15 protein-coding genes and 5 pseudogenes are annotated in these 19,471 nt (G+C 57.0%); 14 read left to right on the top strand and 6 right to left on the bottom strand.

Features of this window, described 5'->3' with window-relative positions:
• Window positions 1–364 precede the first annotated feature (364 nt).
• The 4 genes and pseudogenes from H5P29_RS26390 to H5P29_RS32845 form a co-directional block, all read left to right on the top strand.
• Window positions 365–676: pseudogene (locus tag H5P29_RS26390) on the top strand (serine--glyoxylate aminotransferase); the annotation flags it as partial.
• Window positions 677–854: 178 nt separating this feature from the next.
• Window positions 855–1,677, top strand: a pseudogene (locus tag H5P29_RS26380) (IS5 family transposase); the annotation flags it as partial.
• Entirely contained in the window at window positions 1,674–1,886 is a 213-nt protein-coding gene (locus H5P29_RS32715) for a hypothetical protein (RefSeq protein ID WP_246670957.1), read from the top strand. The pseudogene H5P29_RS26380 and the gene H5P29_RS32715, both read left to right, overlap by 4 nt.
• Window positions 1,887–1,895: 9 nt before the next feature.
• Window positions 1,896–2,018 (top strand): hypothetical protein, encoded by a 123-nt coding sequence (locus tag H5P29_RS32845; protein ID WP_256438589.1) that lies wholly within the window; start codon window positions 1,896–1,898, stop codon window positions 2,016–2,018.
• A 5-nt stretch (window positions 2,019–2,023) separates the two neighbouring features.
• Here H5P29_RS32845 and H5P29_RS26370 read toward each other — a convergent pair whose 3' ends face one another.
• Window positions 2,024–3,046 carry a GlxA family transcriptional regulator gene (locus H5P29_RS26370; RefSeq protein WP_154387541.1) on the bottom strand — a complete coding sequence of 341 codons (1,023 nt, stop codon included), beginning with the start codon at window positions 3,044–3,046 and terminating at the stop codon, window positions 2,024–2,026.
• A gap of 114 nt (window positions 3,047–3,160) precedes the next feature.
• Here H5P29_RS26370 and H5P29_RS26365 point away from each other — a divergent pair, with 114 nt between their 5' ends.
• From H5P29_RS26365 to H5P29_RS26330, 8 genes are all read left to right on the top strand, one after another.
• Window positions 3,161–4,414 (top strand): sarcosine oxidase subunit beta family protein, encoded by a 1,254-nt coding sequence (locus tag H5P29_RS26365; protein WP_154387540.1) that lies wholly within the window; start codon window positions 3,161–3,163, stop codon window positions 4,412–4,414.
• A gap of 11 nt (window positions 4,415–4,425) precedes the next feature.
• Entirely contained in the window at window positions 4,426–4,728 is a 303-nt protein-coding gene (locus H5P29_RS26360) for a sarcosine oxidase subunit delta (RefSeq protein WP_154387539.1), read from the top strand.
• On the top strand, window positions 4,725–7,724 hold the full coding sequence (locus H5P29_RS26355; protein WP_154387538.1) for a sarcosine oxidase subunit alpha: 3,000 nt from the start codon (window positions 4,725–4,727) through the stop codon (window positions 7,722–7,724). Before H5P29_RS26360 ends, H5P29_RS26355 begins: the two co-directional genes overlap by 4 nt.
• 9 nt (window positions 7,725–7,733) lie before the next feature.
• Window positions 7,734–8,297 carry a sarcosine oxidase subunit gamma gene (locus H5P29_RS26350; protein WP_154387537.1) on the top strand — a complete coding sequence of 188 codons (564 nt, stop codon included), beginning with the start codon at window positions 7,734–7,736 and terminating at the stop codon, window positions 8,295–8,297.
• A 25-nt stretch (window positions 8,298–8,322) separates the two neighbouring features.
• The gene (glyA, locus tag H5P29_RS26345; protein WP_246787004.1) at window positions 8,323–9,588 is read left to right on the top strand and encodes a serine hydroxymethyltransferase; all 1,266 of its coding nucleotides are present in this window, start codon (window positions 8,323–8,325) and stop codon (window positions 9,586–9,588) included.
• A 64-nt stretch (window positions 9,589–9,652) separates the two neighbouring features.
• Complete coding sequence (locus H5P29_RS26340; protein WP_154387535.1) at window positions 9,653–11,038, top strand: L-serine ammonia-lyase; 1,386 nt, start codon at window positions 9,653–9,655, stop codon at window positions 11,036–11,038.
• 394 nt (window positions 11,039–11,432) lie between these two features.
• Window positions 11,433–12,665 (top strand): M20 family metallopeptidase, encoded by a 1,233-nt coding sequence (locus H5P29_RS26335; protein ID WP_154387534.1) that lies wholly within the window; start codon window positions 11,433–11,435, stop codon window positions 12,663–12,665.
• A gap of 9 nt (window positions 12,666–12,674) precedes the next feature.
• Complete coding sequence (locus H5P29_RS26330) at window positions 12,675–13,682, top strand: Ldh family oxidoreductase (RefSeq protein WP_210252553.1); 1,008 nt, start codon at window positions 12,675–12,677, stop codon at window positions 13,680–13,682.
• 818 nt (window positions 13,683–14,500) lie between these two features.
• Here H5P29_RS26330 and H5P29_RS26325 read toward each other — a convergent pair.
• On the bottom strand, window positions 14,501–15,301 hold the full coding sequence (locus tag H5P29_RS26325) for a GntR family transcriptional regulator (protein ID WP_154387533.1): 801 nt from the start codon (window positions 15,299–15,301) through the stop codon (window positions 14,501–14,503).
• A gap of 440 nt (window positions 15,302–15,741) precedes the next feature.
• Here H5P29_RS26325 and H5P29_RS26320 point away from each other — a divergent pair.
• Window positions 15,742–15,951 (top strand): annotated as a pseudogene (locus H5P29_RS26320) (transposase); the annotation flags it as partial.
• A 105-nt stretch (window positions 15,952–16,056) separates the two neighbouring features.
• Here H5P29_RS26320 and H5P29_RS32710 read toward each other — a convergent pair.
• A pseudogene (locus H5P29_RS32710) lies at window positions 16,057–16,249 on the bottom strand (IS110 family transposase); the annotation flags it as partial.
• Window positions 16,250–17,071: 822 nt separating this feature from the next.
• On the opposite strand from H5P29_RS32710, the gene H5P29_RS26315 reads away from it, so the two are divergent.
• Window positions 17,072–17,758 (top strand): cysteine hydrolase family protein, encoded by a 687-nt coding sequence (locus H5P29_RS26315; RefSeq protein ID WP_154387532.1) that lies wholly within the window; start codon window positions 17,072–17,074, stop codon window positions 17,756–17,758.
• 93 nt (window positions 17,759–17,851) lie between these two features.
• On the opposite strand, the gene H5P29_RS32840 is transcribed toward H5P29_RS26315, so the two are convergent.
• The 3 genes and pseudogenes from H5P29_RS32840 to H5P29_RS26305 all read right to left on the bottom strand — a co-directional run bounded on the left by H5P29_RS32840 (window position 17,852) and on the right by H5P29_RS26305 (window position 19,274).
• A complete protein-coding gene (locus tag H5P29_RS32840) occupies window positions 17,852–17,974 on the bottom strand; it encodes a hypothetical protein (RefSeq protein ID WP_256438586.1) in 123 nt (40 codons plus the stop codon).
• 9 nt (window positions 17,975–17,983) lie between these two features.
• A complete protein-coding gene (locus H5P29_RS32705) occupies window positions 17,984–18,196 on the bottom strand; it encodes a hypothetical protein (RefSeq protein WP_246670957.1) in 213 nt (70 codons plus the stop codon).
• A pseudogene (locus H5P29_RS26305) lies at window positions 18,193–19,274 on the bottom strand (IS5 family transposase). The gene H5P29_RS32705 and the pseudogene H5P29_RS26305 overlap by 4 nt, the downstream one beginning before the upstream one ends.
• Window positions 19,275–19,471 lie beyond the last annotated feature (197 nt).

Genomic DNA, 19,471 nt, shown 5'->3' with positions numbered 1-19,471 from the left:
CAGTCCTAAGGCATTGTGCTTCCCGGCCTGAGAGCCGGGCTCTGCTTCTGAACCGAAGAGCTAAGCACCATCCCGTAAGGCAGGCGTGCGGTCAGACGCCGTTGCCTACTTCGCGGTTACAAGCCGTACGCAACGCCAACCGCGGTCTGCTCTGCTGCCCAAATGTCGGCAATCTCGTCGGGAAAAGTCGCCTGTAGAGCAAAAATAATTCACTAAATGAAAGAATTGTTGTGGCGATAAAAACTAATAAGATACTGAAATATATACAGGAAAAGACGCAAACTCTAAAAAGAAAAATTTTTTCAAAAAAATTTACGCCGTGCCAACTGAATGCTAGGCGTACCTCGACAAGGAGGAGCTGATCATGAGCACCCAAAATCCAATTTTCATTCCCGGTCCGACTAACATTCCCGACTTGCTTCGCAAGGCTGTGGACATGCCTACAATTGACCATCGCAGCCCACTATTCGGCAAGATCCTCCACCCCGCCCTTGAAGGCGTCAAAAAAGTACTGAAAACAGCGACGGCTGAGATATTCGTCTTTCCCTCGACCGGTACCGGCGGCTGGGAGGTCGCTCTAACAAACCTTCTGTCTCCAGGTGACAAGGTCCTTGCGACCCGCAATGGCATGTTCAGCCATCGTTGGATCGACATGTGCCAGCGCCACGGCCTCGATTGCCACAGGAGCGGTCATCGGCAAATGCTACCAGCGCCATCGCGCGACCGAGTTTCTGGATTTCCTCAAAGAGATCGACCGGCGCGTGTCGGCAGGCCTGGACGTGCACATCGTCATGGACAACTACGCCACCCACGAGACGCCGAAGATCAAGGCGTGGCTAGCGCGGCGCCCGCATTGGCATGTCCACTTCGGCGTCGACGACGCGGCTTGGGATCATTCGGTGTTCTCGAAGAACCGCGACAGGCTGCTCGAGGGCGACATCGCCGCAAAGTTCCTGAACGCGGTTCTGGCGCAGCGCAGGGTGAATAAGCTTCTGTCCACCGATCATTTCTCGGTCGACGGCACGCTGATCGAGGCGTGGGCGTCGATGAAGAGCATCAGGCCGAAGGATGGCTCGGGCGAGCCGCCGGCAGAGGGTGGCGGCGGGGCGCAACGCGGAGGCGGACTTCCACGGCCAGAAGCGGTCGAACGAGACGCATGCCTCGACCACCGATCCCGAAGCCAGGCTCTATCGCAAGGGCAAAGGCAAGGAGACGAAGCTGGTGCTTCATGGGGCACGGGCTCATGGAGAACCGCCACGGCCTGCTGGTCGATGCCTGCCTGACGCTGGCCGACGGGCATGCCGAACGGGTAGCCGCACTGCACATGATCGAGCCGCGTGCCGACCGGCCGCAGGCGATCACGCTCGGCGCCGACAAGGCCTATGATGCGGAGGACTTCGTCAACGAGTTGCGCTCGATGAACGTGACGTCGCACGTAGCGCAGAACACCAACGGCCGCAGTTCAGCGATCGACGGACGCACGACCCGGCACAGCGGCTATGCCGTCAGTCAGCGCACCCGCAAGCGCATCGAAGAGGCGTTCGGTTGGATCAAGACGGCCGCTGGCCAAGACAAGACCGGGTTCCGTGGCCGTGATCGCGTCGGATGGCCTTCACCTTCGCTGCCGCCGCCTACAATCTGGTACGGCTGCCGAAGCTGCTGGCGGTGCCGACATGACCGCGCCGGCGGGCTGCCAGCTGATCGGCCGCTGGCGCATTGTCAAGGCCGATCTGTGGGATCGCGATTATCTCAACCTCTGCGGTCCCGCCACGATCACCATCGGCGACGACAACAACGGCGAGATCGCATTTGGTGCTTTGCAAGCCGGCCTCGATGTCAGCTACACCCCATCGATGGCCTTCTTCACGTGGGATCGCTGCGACTAAACGGACGAAGTGAGCGGCTACGGCCATGCCGAATTGCTCGACGACGGCTCGATCGAGATCACGTTCGCCTACCACAACGCCGACGAGGCCATCCTCAAGGCCGCGCGCGATACTTCTTCAACAGGCTGCTAGAGCGATTACCTATCGTATATACCGGAAATACCCCGTTCACGAAAAATCGCCGGCGTGACTCCGCGGCGCTCGCGGAAGGCACGAATGAAATGCGAAGAATCACAAAACCCGGTGGAATTGGCGACTTCTGTCACTGACTGGTCGGTATGGCGAAGGAGAAATTCAGCATATTCGAGCCGCATAATTTTATAGGCAAGGGAGGGGCCCATGCCTAGTGAGCGCTGAAAACGCCGCTCGAGCTGCCGCCGGGGACTGCCTATGCGCCGGGAAACTTCGGCGGCGGACAGTGGCGTATCCATGTGCACCTGCATTAGGAGCAAGGCCTTTTTAACCAACGTATCGGTGGTTGTAAGATCGAGCGGTATTCCAGGTTGCGGCTTTTCCGCCCTGAGCGCATCATCGATAATCATGATGTGCAGGCTCTTTCGCGCCTGGGCTGCTCCGACATGTTTTTCGACTAGATGCGCAGCAAGATGCGCCGAACTCGCGCCACCAGAACATGTCAGCCGGTCGCGGTCCACGATAAAGATCTGGTCTGACACGGGTTTCAGACCATCGAACTGTTCGAGAAAGTCGGCATGATGGAACCAACTAACACAGCAGCGATATCCGTTCATCAGACCGGCACGGTGGAGAATGAAGGCGCCCGTGCAGACGCCGACGAGCGGCACTTTCGATGCTGCAGCCTTCTGCAGGTAGCGGGTATATTCTGGACTCAGATTGGGAATCTCGTCGATTAGCCCCCCAACCACCACAATGTAATCGTATTTTTGCGGATCACCCAGACGCTCATTGGGCTGAACTAGCACCCCGCAGCTCGATGGCATCGCATTCATCGTATCTGACAGCACTGTCCACTCGCAAAGGATTTGCCGGCTGCGGTCGCCCTCATCGGCGGCAAGGCGCAATACGTCCACAAAGTTTGCGAAGGCGCAGAGCGTGAAGCGGCGAGCGAGGACGAAGCCAACCTTAAGGCGTGGGATGGTATGCCCCTTCTTGGCTCGAAGAGGTCTAAAGTTGTGGGTCATCAGCTCTCCCCCCGCGCCCGTTGTCGTAAGGATAACATTGCGGTGACGCAAATGTTCTGTCCGAATTTCAGCCGGTTGGCAATACTCCGGGAATGTTGAACTCCGGGGTGAATTATGACCCGCTTTTCCTTTGCATCGCTTCTGTCCAACGCCCTGACGGGTAACAAGAACTGGGAGCCGCAATGGCCCGACGCCCAGCCCAAGCCGGAATACGACGTGATCATCGTCGGCGCTGGCGGGCACGGGCTTGGTGCGGCTTATTATCTTGCCAAGGTTCACGGCATCACCAATGTCGCGGTGATTGAGAAGGGCTGGTTGGGTGGGGGGAATACCGGCCGCAACACGACAATCATCCGCTCAAACTACTTATATGATGAAAGTGCAGGGCTCTACGAGCATGCCTTGAAGCTTTGGGAAGGTTTGTCCCAAGAATTGAATTACAACGTCATGTTTTCGCAACGCGGCGTACTGATGCTAGCGCATTCGGTGCATGACGTGCAAAGCTTCAAACGCCATATGCACTCTAATAGACTTAACGGCATAGACAATGAATGGCTGACGCCGCAGCAGACCAAGGATTTCTGTCCACCGCTAAATATCGCTCCTGATGCCCGTTACCCGGTGCTGGGAGCGGCACTTCAACGTAGAGCCGGTGTCGCCCGGCATGACGCCGTCGCCTGGGGCTATGCACGCGGCGCAGCCGCGCGCGGCGTCGACATTATTCAGAATTGCCCAGTTACCGCGATCAGACGCGACGCATCAGGCCATGTTACTGGCGTAGAAACACCCAGAGGGTTTATTAAGGCCCGTAAAGTGGCTGTGGCTGCTGCAGGCAATACCTCCGTCGTTATGGATTCTGCCGGCGTGCGCTTGCCGCTGGAAAGTTACCCGTTGCAGGCTTTGGTCTCGGAACCGGTTAAGCCGATCGTCCCGTGCGTGGTCATGTCCAATTCGGTTCATGCCTATATTAGTCAGTCCGACAAAGGGGAATTGGTTATCGGTTCTGGCACTGACCAATACGTTTCTTACAGTCAGCGCGGAGGCCTTCCTTTGATCGAGCACACGGTTGCCGCGATCTGCGAGGTTTTCCCAATCTTCACTCGCATGCGCATGTTGCGAAAATGGGGAGGTATCGTCGACGTTACACCAGACCGTTCGCCGATCATCGGCAAGACGCCGGTACCAGGGCTATACGTCAATTGCGGATGGGGTACTGGTGGGTTCAAGGCTACCCCGGGCTCAGCCCATGTCTTTGCCCACACCATCGCACGCGACGAGCCGCATCCGATAAATGCGCCGTTCACGCTAGAACGTTTCACAACCGGCCAGCTTATCGACGAAGCCGCTGCCGCTGCCGTCGCACACTGAGGAGATTCGAGATGCTGCTCATTCGCTGCCCTTATTGTGAGACCGAGCGACCCGAACTCGAATTCACGTATGCCGGGGAGGCACACATTGCGCGCCCCAATGATCCGTCGAAACTGACTGACGACCAGTGGAAGACACATCTTTTCATTCGTAGCAATTCGCGCGGCACTCACTTCGAGCGGTGGCGCCACCAACATGGCTGTGGGCGGTTCTTCAATGCTGTTCGCGACACCGTTAGCGACAAATTCGCAATGACATACAAGGCCGGGCTCCCGCGCCCGACGGAGACTGAACTCGAGGAAGCACGGTCATGAGCAAGTACCGAATTTCCGCAAAAGGCCGCGTCGACCAGCGCAAGCCAGTGCGTTTCACATTCAATGGCGCTCGTTATGTGGGTTTCAAGGGCGACACACTAGCCTCGGCGCTGCTTGCCAATGGCGTTCATCTCATTGGCCGTTCGTTCAAATACCATCGTCCGAGAGGCTTCCTGTCGGCGGGCTCTGAAGAGCCCAATGCGCTGGTCGGTACCGATCGTGGCCCGGGGCGTTTCGAGCCGAACACCAGGGCGACCGTCCTCGAAGTCTTTGATGGACTTTCCACGACTAGTCAGAATCATTGGCCATCGCTGAAGCACGACATTGGCGCTGTCAACGATGCACTCTACATGTTGTTTTCGGCTGGTTTTTACTACAAAACCTTCATGTGGCCGAAATCGTTCTGGAACAGAGTTTACGAGCCATTCATCCGCGGAGCTGCCGGGCTTGGGAAATCACCGACCACGCCAGATGCTGATACATATGCAAGCCGCTTCGCCCACTGTGATGTACTAGTGGTAGGTTCGGGACCGGCCGGTCTTGCAGCTGCTCTTGAAGCTGGAAAGAGCGGTGCCAGAGTAATTCTGGTCGATGAGCAAGCTGAAGTGGGCGGTTCGCTACTTTCGGAAACCGATGCCAGCATCAATGGCATGTCGGGCTGGCAATGGCTCGACGAGGCACGCGCCTCCTTGGCCGGCATGAAAAATGTCACAGTACTCACGCGTACGACAGCAATCGGCTATTACCACCAAAATCTTGTCGGCCTTTGCCAGCGGCTCACCGATCATCTCGCAAACCCGCCCAAGAACGCGCCGCGCGAACGGCTATGGAAAGTGCGCGCCCGCCAGGTCGTGCTAGCTCAGGGGGCCATTGAAAAGCCTCTGGTGTTCGACGGTAATGATCGGCCGGGTGTTATGCTCGCAGGGTCGGCGCGCAGCTATCTGAACCGCTATGGCGTCAAGGTCGGCGACCGTCCCGTCATAGTGACCTCGCATGATTCAGCCTGGTTGACTGCGTTCGATCTCGCCGAGGCCGGCATTAAGGTGGTAGCGATCATCGATATCAGGCGCCTTGTTCCAAGTCACCTAGTGGCCCGTGCAGAAGCTCTTGGAATAGAGACATTGGCTGGCTGGACGGTGACGGGAACTAGCGGCCGATTGCGAGTCGCTTCAGTGCGTGCCAAACGGGTTAGTCGCAACGGCATCATCGGCCCACCGCGGAAATTGGCCTGCGATGCGCTCTTGATGAGTGGCGGCTGGACGCCAAGCGTTCACCTCTTCTCTCACACCAAGGGCAAGCTCGACTGGAACGAGGACGGGCAGATGTTCGTTCCCGGCGAATCTACCGAAGAAAGCCGCTGCGCTGGTGCCGGAAATGGCAATTTCGGCCTGGTGGCCGCTCTTGCAGAGGGTGCGGCAGCGGGCGCGTCTGCAGCGACGGATGCGGGCTTTCCTGCTGCGGTAACGTCGTACAAGGTTGATGGCGACGTCCAGTTAACTGGAGTGAACAACCGTGAATTGCCTACTGACAGAAATGCTTCGAAAGCCAAAGCTTTTGTAGATTTCCAGAATGACGTCACAGCCAAGGATATTCGATTGGCAGTGCGTGAGGGCTTTAAGTCGATCGAGCACATTAAGCGCTATACCACGACAGGCATGGCCACCGATCAGGGTAAGACCTCTAACATCAATGGACTGGTCATTGCATCCGACGCGGTTAATCGGCCGGCGCCATCGATAGGGCTGACCACCTTTCGTCCGCCTTACACGCCGACGACTTTCGGCGCATTCGCCGGGTACAATCGCGGCGAGCTGTTCGAAGTCACAATAAAGACGCCCATCGACGGCTGGGCCGAGGAGCGCCAGGCGGTGTTCGAGCCGGTGTCGCTGTGGAGACGAGCTAGGTACTTTCCCCGAACGGGTGAGACTATGCACGCTGCCGTCGCGCGAGAATGTAAGGCGGTCCGCGAGAGTGTAGGCATGTTCGACGCGTCCACGCTCGGCAAGATCGAGATCGTTGGGCCCGATGCGGCCGAATTCATGAATCGCATGTATACTAATCCTTGGACCAAGCTCGCATCTGGTCGGTGTCGGTATGGCGTATTGCTCGGCGAGGATGGCTTCATCCGTGATGATGGCGTGATTGGTCGTATGAGCAGCGATCGCTTTCACGTCACGACCACGACTAGCGGGGCGCCGCGAGTGCTTGCTATGATGGAAGACTATCTCCAGACTGAGTGGCCGGACCTCAAAGTCTGGCTCACCTCCATTACCGAACAGTGGTCGGTCATTGCCTTGCAGGGCCCGAATTCCCGCAAGCTGTTGGAGCCGCTGGTCGAGGGCATCGACCTGTCGGATGAGGCTTTTCCCCATATGTCGGTGGCGGAAGGGCAGGTATGCGGCGTGCCGATGCGGCTGTTCCGTATGAGTTTCACGGGGGAGCGCGGTTACGAAGTGAACGTGCCGGCGCGCTACGGCCGTGCCGTGTGGGAGAAACTCTTTGAGGCAGGGCAGGCATATAGCGTTACGCCTTATGGTACGGAGACGATGCACGTGCTGCGCGCCGAGAAGGGGTTCATTATCGTGGGTCAGGACACGGACGGGACGTTGACACCAGACGACGCTGGCCTTGGTTGGGCCATAGGTGCCGCCAAAGCTGACTTCGTCGGCAAGCGTTCGCTCACGCGGCCGGACATGCTCAAGCAAGACCGCAAGCAACTTGTCGGGCTGCTCACCTCGGACCCAAACACTGTGCTCGAGGAGGGGGCCCAGATCGTGCTGGATCCAAACCAACCGTTACCTATGAAGATGGTCGGCCACGTCACTTCGTCGTACTGGAGTGCTGCCTTGGGACGATCTATCGCCCTTGCAGTTGTAGAAGGAGGCCGCAAGCGGGAGGGCCAGACGGTCCACATACCGATGCCAGATCGCACGGTTGTGGCGCGCATTACCGGCACCGTGTTTTACGATCCCGAGAACCAGCGCTTGAGCGCATAGGAGCATCGCATGATTCACGAACACCATCCGCTCCTTGGGCGTGAGATTACCCTGCGCAACACGCCTGCGTCGCTCGTCATCTGCGCAGCACCGGACTATGCGAGATTCAACCTCAGGATCGATCCGGCTCAACTTGCCGGCGCCTCTAAAGCGTTCGAGCTGGAATTGCCAACAAAGATTGGTGCTATTTCGGTGGCTGGAGACAGAGTTGGCGCTCGGCTCGGTCCGGACGAATGGTACTTGCTTGCCGCGCCTTCCTCCCAAGAAGCAGTAGAGCGCGCCTTTGCCGATCTCTACCCTGCGATGCCGCACAGCCTTGTCGATGTCGGCCACCGTGAAGTCGGCATCGACATCAGTGGGACGCATGTCGTGTCGGTGCTCAGTTCGGCTATTGCATTCGACGTAGGGGCAATGCCTGCCGGTACGGGCTGCCGTACTATTTTCGACCGGACTCAGATCGTGTTGTTGCGTGAGGCCGTGGACCGCTTCCGTATCATGGTCTGGCGCTCTTACGCCGAACATGTTTGGCAACTCCTTGCCGCCGCTGGCCGCGAGGTCGAGCTGGATATTTGAGAGCACAGGTAAAGGAGATATTAGGGTGAAGTTTTATCCAGACTATCTACCGAGTGATTTTGGTGTAGCTACTGCCATCCGTAGAGAGCTTGAGCGGCAACAAAATCAGATAGAGCTTATCGCATCTGAGAACATCGTCTCAGAAGATGTCTTGAAAGCGCAGGGCTCAGTTCTGACGAACAAGTACGCTGAGGGCTATCCCGGCAAGCGCTATTATGGCGGCTGCGAATTCGTCGATTATGTAGAGACGTTAGCGATTGAGCGTGCCAAGGAGCTGTTTGGCGCGCGCTTCGTGAATGTGCAGCCACACTCCGGCGCTCAAGCCAACCAGGCGGTGTTCCTGGCGCTGTTACAGCCGGGCGATCGTATCATGGGCATGTCTCTAGCTCATGGTGGGCATCTGACGCATGGCTCACCGGTGACGATGTCTGGCAAGTGGTTCGATGTGGTTAGCTATGAGGTACGCCAGAGCGATCAGCGGATCGACTATGAGGCACTGCGCACCCGTGCGCTAGAGACGCGACCAAAGCTCATCGTTGCGGGCGCTTCGGCCTATCCGAGAGCCATCGACTTTGCTGCATTTCGCAATATCGCTGACGAAATTGGCGCTCTGCTAATGGTGGATATGGCGCATTATGCAGGTCTCATTTCCGCTAGAATTTATCCCGATCCGCTTCCGTATGCTCATGTGGTGACAACAACTACCCACAAAACGTTGCGCGGCCCGCGGGGAGGCATGATCCTAACCAATGACGAGGTGCTAGCTAAGAAGATCAACTCGGCCGTGTTCCCAGGCAATCAGGGTGGCCCGCTGATGCATGTAATCGCAGCCAAGGCGGTTGCCTTCGGTGAGGCGCTTCAGCCGGAATTCAAAGCCTACGCCGCACAGGTCGTGACCAATGCGAAGGTGCTCAGCGACACGCTGGTCGCAGGAGGCCTCGATATCGTGTCCGGCGGCACTGACTGCCATATGGTTCTTGTCGATCTGCGGCCGAAGCGGGTGAAAGGGCGTGATGCCGAGCAAGCGCTGGAACGCGCAGGGCTTACATGCAACAAGAACGCAATTCCATTCGATCCAGAGAAGCCGGCTATTACGTCGGGTATTCGTCTCGGCACGTCGGCCTGCACGACACGAGGTTTCGGTGAAGCGGAATTCTCCCGGGTCGGCAAGTTGATCCTTAACGTAGTCGATGCCCTGGCAGAAAAGGGACCCGAAGGTGATCCGGCCGTTGAGAAGAAGGTGCGGACCGAGGTAAAAGAAATCTGCGACCGGTTCCCGATTTACGGCTGAAAGCGGGAGTTACGCTTTGCCCCGATGCCAATGGCGCGGCGCAATATTTTGGGGCAAGTATGGCATGTTTCTGAGCGTCTTCGAAGTCTTTAAGATCGGCATTGGGCCGTCTTCGTCACACACCATGGGCCCAATGACAGCCGCGGCCCGCTTCCTCGAACTGGTTCGTCGCTCATTGCAAGGTAAGGATGCGGCGCGAATACGGGCGACATTGCATGGGTCGCTCGCTTTCACTGGTAAGGGCCATGCCACTGATAGGGCGGTGGCGCTTGGTTTGCTAGGTTACCTGCCAGCCGATCTCGATCCGGATCGGGCCGAGCAAGACCTTGCCAAACTGGGCACAACGCACCGTTTGCATCCAGAAGGTCTGCCGTCACTTGCTTTCGATCCTATCACTGACATTAGCTTCGATTACGGGCCTCCTCTGCATGGACATGCCAACGGCTTGGTCTTCGAGGTTCTGGACGATAAAGGCGATGTGCTGGTCCGAGAGGTCTATTATTCGGTAGGCGGTGGCTTTGTGGTTACTGCTGCTGAACGCGAAACTTCTGATGGCATTCAGTCAGAGGATGAGGGCAATTGTCCTTATCCGTTCGAAACTGCGGCAGCGATGCTGGAAATGGCTCATGCCAGTGGCCTATCAATTGCTGCCATGAAGCACCAGAACGAGGTCTCCCTTAAGCCGTGTGTTGATGTCGAAAAGGGCATTGCGCGCCTCTGGTCAGTTATGAACGATTGCATTCAACGTGGACTGGCGCAGGAAGGTGAACTTCCCGGAGGGCTGCGCGTGCGCCGTAGGGCGCGAAATATCCACCAACAACTCCTTGTGGAACGGCTGACCAACTCCGGCCAGCCACATGTGGCCTCCGACTGGCTGAGCGTGTATGCCATGGCCGTCAACGAGGAAAATGCCGCTGGTGGGAAGGTGGTGACGGCGCCCACCAACGGGGCGGCCGGCGTTGTTCCGGCAGTACTTCGTTACTATCTAGACCACTGTGTCGGTGCCGATCCCATCAAAGTGGTCGAATTTCTACTTACCGCAGCAGCCATTGGCGGCTTAATTAAACACAATGCCTCGATTTCGGGTGCAGAGGCTGGATGCCAGGGTGAGGTTGGCTCGGCTTCGGCAATGGCCGCGGCCGGGCTATGTGCTGTTCTGGGTGGCACACCGAAACAGGTTGAGAATGCTGCCGAGATCGCTCTTGAGCACCACCTTGGCATGACCTGCGATCCAGTTGCCGGTTTAGTGCAAGTACCATGCATTGAACGCAACGGCATCGGCGCGATCAAGGCCGTGGCTGCAGCCTCCCTCGCGTTGAGAGGGGACGGTTCACATTTTATGCCGCTAGACAACTGCATAGCCGCAATGCGCCAGACTGGCGACGAAATGAGTGCCAAATTCAAGGAAACAAGCCTCGGCGGCCTGGCAGTTAATCTTCCAGAATGCTGATTCCCGTAACTGTGTGATTCAGTTTCTCGTTTCGAAGTTCAGCTTTGCCAGGATGTGAATTTTAACGTGCCCTGCATCGAACCACGTCTAAGATGATCTTTTCCATGGCGATGTCGATAGCATGCAGGCGATGGCGTCGCCTAGGATCTTCAAGGTCTTAGCAACCGGCGAAGGACAAGGCGCGCTCCGGCAGCACGGCGGGAGTAGAGCGTTTTGTTCGCGGCATTCGGGCTCCACATTGCCCAGACGTCGCGCAAATGTCTGCCAAAAACACATGCAATCTCAGGCATGCTACGCTCAATTCCCTCCTGCATTGCCAATTTTGGGATTGCAAGATCGAAGGAGCTATCATATAGCTAGATGAAAGTAGATTATAGGTTGTGCAGGAGGTCAAGTGTCTGGACAGGGCGCGGATGGGCAGGGAAGAAGCAGGAGGGTCGATGCGCTTGTTAGTGAGCGTAGCGAGCAAATTCTGCAATTGGTTGAAGGTCTCGTTCGCCTACCGACATATGAACCAGCTCAATGCCGACACGCTGCGCTGTTCGTAAAGGAGAAGTTTTTTGAAGCCGGCTTCAGGGTGGAGACCCACGATCCGATCGATCAGGGCGGCGCAACGGCCCCAATCCTACTCGGCTGGCTCGGCGAACGTACTACCCGGCCGGATATTCTTCTATGCGTCCACATCGACACGTCGCCTGCTGGGGACGGGTGGACCCGTGACCCGTTTGGTGCCGAGCAGCACAATGGGCTCATCTATGGGAGAGGCGCGGCTGTCTCGAAGTCTGACGTCGGGTGCTTTCTTTACGCTGCTGAGTGCGCGTGGAAATCGTTGGTGAATACGCAGGGGGTCACGATAGCGGTTGCCGCGACCAGTGACGAAGGGGCCGGCGGTAACTACGGTGCGGGCTATCTGCTCGAATCTCTCGGTATCCGACCGCGGTTGGCCGTGTTTCCCGGCTTTACTGACGTCGTTACTGTCTCGCACAATGGCTGTATTCAGATCAAAGTCCGCCTTGTAGGAACTGCCTGTCATCAATCGCTGCTGCGGCCCAAAGAAGATGCCATGCGCGCTGCGACGGATTTGTGCACAAAGATCTACACTATGGCGGATAGGCTGATTGAAAGACATTCAGAGCAGTTACGTCCGACCCTGAACGTGACCAAAGTCGCTGCCGGCACCGTGTTCGGAATGGCCCCGCGCCAAGCTGACGTGTGGATTGATCGCAGGGTGGCGCCGCAGGAGGACATGAATGCTGTCCGGGACGAATTGTTGGCCTTGGTTGACGAGGTGACGAAGGCAACTGACTGCGAAGTGACAAGTGAGGTGGTGCGAATGGCCGAACCCATGCGATCCGCTGCTTCGCAGCAAGCCTTCGTAAGTTTGCTTAAAGAAGAAGCGCGGGCAGCCTTCTGTAAGAACCTGGAGGAAAGCAATTCGACCCTCTACACTGATGCTAGGTGGTACTCCAACGCAGGCATTCCCACAGTAATGTACGGCGCAGGGGAGGCCGACGTTAGGGTTTCCGGCGCAAATGGCGTCGACGAACGGGTTCCGGCAGCGCTCCTCACCCAAGCTACGACTATCCTCGCGCGTGCGATGACACGATTCATTTCCGAACCCATTTAGGGGCTCCCTATGACCAATAACATCAATATGACAATCGAAAGCGCCTCAAAGCTCGTCATCGATTGCTTCGTGCGAAATGGATGCTCGCCTGCGGTAGCAAAATCTGTAGCACGAGTCATTGTTGCAGCCGAAGCGGATGGCTGCCTCTCCCACGGCTTGTTCCGCGTACCTGGATACGTCGCATCTTTGCGTAGCGGGAAGGTTTCAGGGGTTGCTCAACCAAAGGTCCGCCAGGCGTTACCGGGGGTTATCGTGGTCGACGGTCAAGGCGGTTTTGCTCCACCCGCCTTGGACGAAGCGAGATCCTCTCTTATCGAATTAACCCGAGGCAATGGGATTGCTGGGCTTGCATTGGTTAACGTCCACCACTTTTCGGCGCTCTGGACGGATCTAGAGCCAATTTGCGCAGAGGGATTGTGTTCCCTTGCCTTCACTAGCTATCTGCCGGTCGTGGCCCCGGCCGGTGGAACAAAGCCGCTTTTCGGCACAAATCCAATGGCGTTCGGCTGGCCGAGGGCGGATGGTAGACCGATGGTTTTCGATCAGGCATCAAGTGTACTCGCTCGGGGCGAAGTCATGATCGCTGCTCGAGACGGTCATCGCATGCCAGAGGGGGTTGGCATTGATGCGAACGGCAATCCCTCTACCGATCCCAATGAGATTCTTAAGGGTGCAATGCTAACCTTCGGAGGTTACAAAGGATCGGCGATAGCGCTCATGGTCGAACTGCTAGCGGGCTCGCTGATCGGCGAGCAATTCAGCTACCAGGCCGGCGAAAACGATAACAAGGACGGTGGCCCGCCACGTGGCGGAGAACTAATTATCGCGATGAACCCGGTGGCCATCGGCGGGGTTGGAGCGTTTGCACACGCAGAGCAGCTCTTCTCCAAGATTACCGAGCAGCCCGGAGCTCGGCTTCCAGCGGATAGGCGTTACGCCAATCGGGTTCGGGCTACAGAAAGCGGATTGTCGCTTCCAGCCGAAGTCGTAGAGCAGGTTCGCGCACTGATGATCTAGCCTACGTCTTAAATCGGCATAGATGATGTTCTTTTTGGAAGAGCTAGAGCCCTGTTGCTGTGGTCAGTTTGTGCGCAAAAGTAAGACGGAATGTGAACAGCAAATCGTGTTAGATTGTCTGTCAGATTCGTCTAGGCTAGTAGGCTAGTATGATCTAATCATGAAATGGACCATCCAAGCGGAATACTCTATAGTGGCCACTTTGGTCGATACTAATTTGATTGAACTAGCGCTGAAGTTCTCGCCTGCGAGCAACCAGTTTCCGGTGGCAGGATCGGGCCATCGCTCGCTGCGTTGTGGCGCTCACCCTCATGAGAAGGTGAAGAACCTCGTGGCTGAGCCATAGGTGAAGATCGTAACGTCCGGTGAGCTTCAAGTTCCACTGTATGTGGAGTTGCCAAAACAAAGACTACTTGGCTTCGCAGCACCTGGCTACGCGGCTGCAGAGTCGTTATGGGCACCAAAGCGTATAATGCTCGGCATTGTGCGCTTGAAGTGCCCACGCCTTTAGTGCGTCAGGACGGCTTTAGGTTTTGCTCAAGAGAGCCTCATGGCATTGGGCCAAGCGCACCATCGATATGACGGATCTGTGCACGTCCAGCTTGATCGATCCCCTGAGTGGTCCAGGCAAGTGCGCGGCTGCCCTTGCGTTGGCATGCGTTGATGCCGATCGAGGGATTTTCACATTGCTGGTTTGAGTGTGCGCCAACTACGAGGCAAAGTATAGATATTGGCATAATTCCATGCAAGTCCGACTTCAGATATTATGGCCGTAGTGGGTAGCGTTCAATCGAAGTCAAAACCGCGCAATCGCCTAGTTAGCGAAAACGTCGCCGGCTGATTGAGAACCTAAAATGTGATGGGTCAAGCCAAACCCGCCCCCATAGAAGAGGCGATCCTTCCATAGTCATAATTGTGGTGTCTAGAAACAGAAGCAATCCGTCATCATCACCTGTCAGTATTTCTTTAACTTCACCCCTGGCGACGCATGGCTTTACCTCACTGTCCGCATAGTCAATGCGGTATCGCCCATCCTCCAGCAAAATATCCAGCACTGATCCAGAGAATTTCTTTTTCAACGCCTTCTCGTCAATGGCTGCGAGGGGGGCCGTGTCGATGATCCACGCCACAGGTTCGCCGTCGACCAATTTACTTCGTTTCACCTGGAGGACTCCAGCTCCGACTGGCACCTGGAGCTTAAGACTCATCTCAGCATCTGCCTCGGTGTGTTCCCACTGGAGATGGCCCGTGTCGACTTCATGCCCCGTTTCTCGTGCGAATGTGTCTATTGACGCCAACCTGTCCAGGCCATGCCTGACTTCTTTGGCGCGCGGCAGCACGAGGGCGCCGACTCCATTTCTCACGCTAATAAGGCCATGGTCCCACAGGCTTCTGATGGCAGCGCGGGTAGTGACGCGGGAAACTTTATAGATATCACAAAGCTCCGATTCGCTCGGCAAGAGCTCTCCGGCTCCGATTTTTCCGTTCATAATATAGTCATCCGAGATTCGCTGGGCGACCTGGTCGGATAGGGAGCGTCGTCCATAGCCTTTATCGGATTTGTCTGCTGCCAGAGTGGCCTTTAGAGGACGGCGTGAGTTGCGAGCTGTTATGTTCATTCCGAATCCAACTTTTTCCAACGATCAGTGAGGCAGGTGATACGGCCCGACTGATAGGCGTATCACACCTATATCATTAGCAGAACAGGGCAACAATATAGACCAATTCCTAGCTTAGGATCGCACATTGAAAAGGACTCGACATTCGGTCGCAAAAAATGGGTCAGATCCGACGATCTTTCTAGCACATATATGCGATAGGTCTGAGTCTCTCTTTTCAAACGGAAACTCCTCTCCGGACCTTGACGGCGCTCGGATGTCAGCCGTCAAGGTTTGGAGCGCAGGAGTCCGCCGCACCGGCGTCTTCGTCATTCGGAACTACCTCCGGACAAGGCATGGTCAAATTATCATGCTCTGACTTTCCAAGCTTGTGCCCTTAATGGCCGTAAGCGCGTAGGGAGCTCCACGTAACATTTGGCCCGCTGATCGGGGATTTCTGCATGAATCATGCGGAGAATCCTATGAGCGACAGTGTGAATCAGCCGCGAACATTCGAGGTTTTGACAGCGGCGCCGGTGCGGGCGCTACGCAACCCCCGCGACTGGCCGAACGAGGAGAAAGAGCGCCTGACTGCCGAGACGTTGTTGCCTGGAGCCAATGTCTCGGCGATCGCGCGCGCTGAGGGATTGGATCCCTCGCAGCTTTACGGATGGCGTCGCAAGGCACTGTCATCGGGGTTGGTTGCGCCCCTGGCTGAAGCCGCGGCGAAGGAGGTCAAGTTTGCGAAACATGTATGCCGCCGCGGCTGCGAGCGGTCAGGCTGGTTGCGCCTTCCTTGTAGCAGCCCAGATGAAGCCGGCCAGTTCCCGGGCGATCGCTGTGCAGACCATCGTTGTCTTCCTGCCTTGTCCGCTCAACATTCGATAGCGTGCCGTCAGCCGACTCTGCGCCTTCCAGATCTAGGACCTTTGGCGATGCTTGTTCCAGACGGCAGAGCTTTCTCGTGCCCCCTTAGGTCCAGGCGTTGCTCAACTCGTGCGGGGCATTATTTCCGCTCATAGGAGAGTGGATTTCGTGGGGTGAAACGCCAAAACAGGTTCATTCTAGACCCTGTAGGGAGGGGCGCACGTCACGCCAGCCCATGCGGATCGGTCCGTCGACGTTGTGCCTGTAGCCGGAAAAGCGTTCAAGCCTGCGTACGGCAATTTGACGGAAAATCGGCTCTCCGCCCTGGAATCTATCGGCGCGAGTCAGTCACTCTTGAGTTGGACGCATGCTGTATCGCCATCATGCGACCTCATCCATTATGCTTGAGCTATTTCGCTAAGCTTGAGGTGTTCTGTGTAAAATGCCTACCGCGTAGTTGATGCAGATAGTGTCAGGCGGACGATCTTCAGTACGCTTATGATTTGCATGGCAAGGTCCAAAGAAGGATCGGCTGCGTGGGGCGATGGTTGCGCGAAATAGATCATTTACAATTGTGGATATGTTCCACTTAGCGTGAAGAGAGCCGAATCTAAAAAGATATTATACATATTTCCGATGGCTGTGGAGACTTTTGAGCGCCTTATTTCGAACGCGCGTTGTTCCAGGAAGGCGATGGGGTCAAAAAGACCGAGAGCCACGATAACCTCTTGACAATGTCAACCTATCATATAGGTTACATAACCTGTAAGAGAGCTGGAATCGAAAGTTCGGCTCTCTAACAAGAGCAGACTGAGGTGTCGGATTGGACACGGCATGGTGACGACCGCGCAATGCCGGCATTTCGGTATTAGTTTGCCTGCGATATTCGCGGGTCAATGTTGGTAAACCGTTTGGAGGTTTGAAATGTCTTCTGTCGTTCGCGACACAGCTTGGGATCTTATCATCCGAGTTGATCCTGAATTTGACTACAGCCGATGTGCGCTTGTCGTCATCGATCTTCAGTATTTGACTGCGTCGCGTGAGTTCGGTGCGTTCAAGAAAGTTAAAGACGGCGGATTCGGCGAGGAGGGCGAATACGCAATTTCTCGAATCGAAGATACGGTTGTTCCCAATGTCGCTCGCTTGGCGAAGGCGATGCGGGCCAAAAACCTGCCCGTCTTTTTCGCGCGTGTGGGGTCTATTAAGGGTGATGGGTCCGATCAGACCGAGCGTCATCGCAAGCAGGGATTAACAGTTGCGCTCAATGAGCGACCCGCTCAGATTCTCGAGGGGCTCGGCGTAGAAGACGAGGACTTGATCATCACCAAGTCTGGTTCGGGATGCTTTACCTCGACCAACCTGGACCACATGCTCCGCAATATGGGCATTCGAGATGTGATCCTTACCGGCATCTGGACCAACAGCTGCGTCGAGACGACCGCACGAAATGCGGGTGATCTGGACTACAGGGTGGTCATTGTCGAAGACGGCTGCGCGGCCATGACCGAAAAGCTGCACAAACATGCGTTGGAATATCTGGATAACAACTGGGGTGCCGTCCGCTCTACCGAAGAAGTCATTGCGGGCGTTACCTCTTCGAAAGCTTCCTGATCACGAATAGCTAGACAGCTCCTAAATTCTGACCAGAGCGGCGTGGCGGATTACGTCAGAAATGTTGTGACGTTGAACGGCACGCCGACGGGTCTAGCAGTCTGTTGAAGAAGTATCGCGCGCGGCCTTGAGGATGGCCTCGTCGGCGTTGTGGTAGGCGAACGTGATCTCGATCGAGCCGTCGTCGAGCAATTCGGCATGGCCGTAGCCGCTCACTTCGTCCGTTTAGTCGCAGCGATCCCACGTGAAGAAGGCCATCGATGGGGTGTAGCTGACATCGAGGCCGGCTTGCAAAGCACCAAATGCGATCTCGCCGTTGTTGTCGTCGCCGATGGTGATCGTGGCGGGACCGCAGAGGTTGAGATAATCGCGATCCCACAGATCGGCCTTGACAATGCGCCAGCGGCCGATCAGCTGGCAGCCCGCCGGCGCGGTCATGTCGGCACCGCCAGCAGCTTCGGCAGCCGTACCAGATTGTAGGCGGCGGCAGCGAAGGTGAAGGCCATCCGACGCGATCACGGCCACGGAACCCGGTCTTGTCTTGGCCAGCGGCCGTCTTGATCCAACCGAACGCCTCTTCGATGCGCTTGCGGGTGCGCTGACTGACGGCATAGCCGCTGTGCCGGGTCGTGCGTCCGTCGATCGCTGAACTGCGGCCGTTGGTGTTCTGCGCTACGTGCGACGTCACGTTCATCGAGCGCAACTCGTTGACGAAGTCCTCCGCATCATAGGCCTTGTCGGCGCCGAGCGTGATCGCCTGCGGCCGGTCGGCACGCGGCTCGATCATGTGCAGTGCGGCTACCCGTTCGGCATGCCCGTCGGCCAGCGTCAGGCAGGCATCGACCAGCAGGCCGTGGCGGTTCTCCATGAGCCCGTGCCCCATGAAGCACCAGCTTCGTCTCCTTGCCTTTGCCCTTGCGATAGAGCCTGGCTTCGGGATCGGTGGTCGAGGCATGCGTCTCGTTCGACCGCTTCTGGCCGTGGAAGTCCGCCTCCGCGTTGCGCCCCGCCGCCACCCTCTGCCGGCGGCTCGCCCGAGCCATCCTTCGGCCTGATGCTCTTCATCGACGCCCACGCCTCGATCAGCGTGCCGTCGACCGAGAAATGATCGGTGGACAGAAGCTTCTTCACCCTGCGCTGCGCCAGAACCGCGTTCAGGAACTTTGCGGCGATGTCGCCCTCGAGCAGCCTGTCGCGGTTCTTCGAGAACACCGAATGATCCCAAGCCGCGTCGTCGACGCCGACCCCCACAAACCAGCGGAACAGAAGGTCGTATTCCAGCCGCTCCGAACGGATCGAATAGAACGCCTGTAGCAGCATCGCCCTGAGCAACTTCTCGGGCAGGATCGACGGCCACCCGATCGGCGAATACAGCGCTGCGAAGTCGCGCTCCAACGCAGCCAGCGCCTCGTTAACGATCACACGGATTGCGCGCAGCGGATGATCGCTCCGCACCCCCCGCCTCGAGATCCACGTAGCTGAACAATTCGCCAGCCAGATTGTCGCCGCCGCGCACCGATAACCTCTGAATCTCTTCAGAGCCAATGAATCATAGTCGACCATCCAGTGCGAGCGACTTCTTCAACAGCCCGCTAGATGGATATCAAGACTGATCGTTTGCTGCAGGGTGCTGGTTCTGCGGCACAGGACGTCAGCGCATAATGACCTTTGCTCGGCATGCTCGGCCGGGCCCTCCGCGGCGAGTTGCGTCCA

Origin of the sequence: Aminobacter sp. MDW-2 (assembly GCF_014250155.1) — a bacterium.
Classification (GTDB): domain Bacteria; phylum Pseudomonadota; class Alphaproteobacteria; order Rhizobiales; family Rhizobiaceae; genus Aminobacter; species Aminobacter ciceronei.
This window is presented reverse-complemented; position numbering and strand designations above follow the sequence as displayed.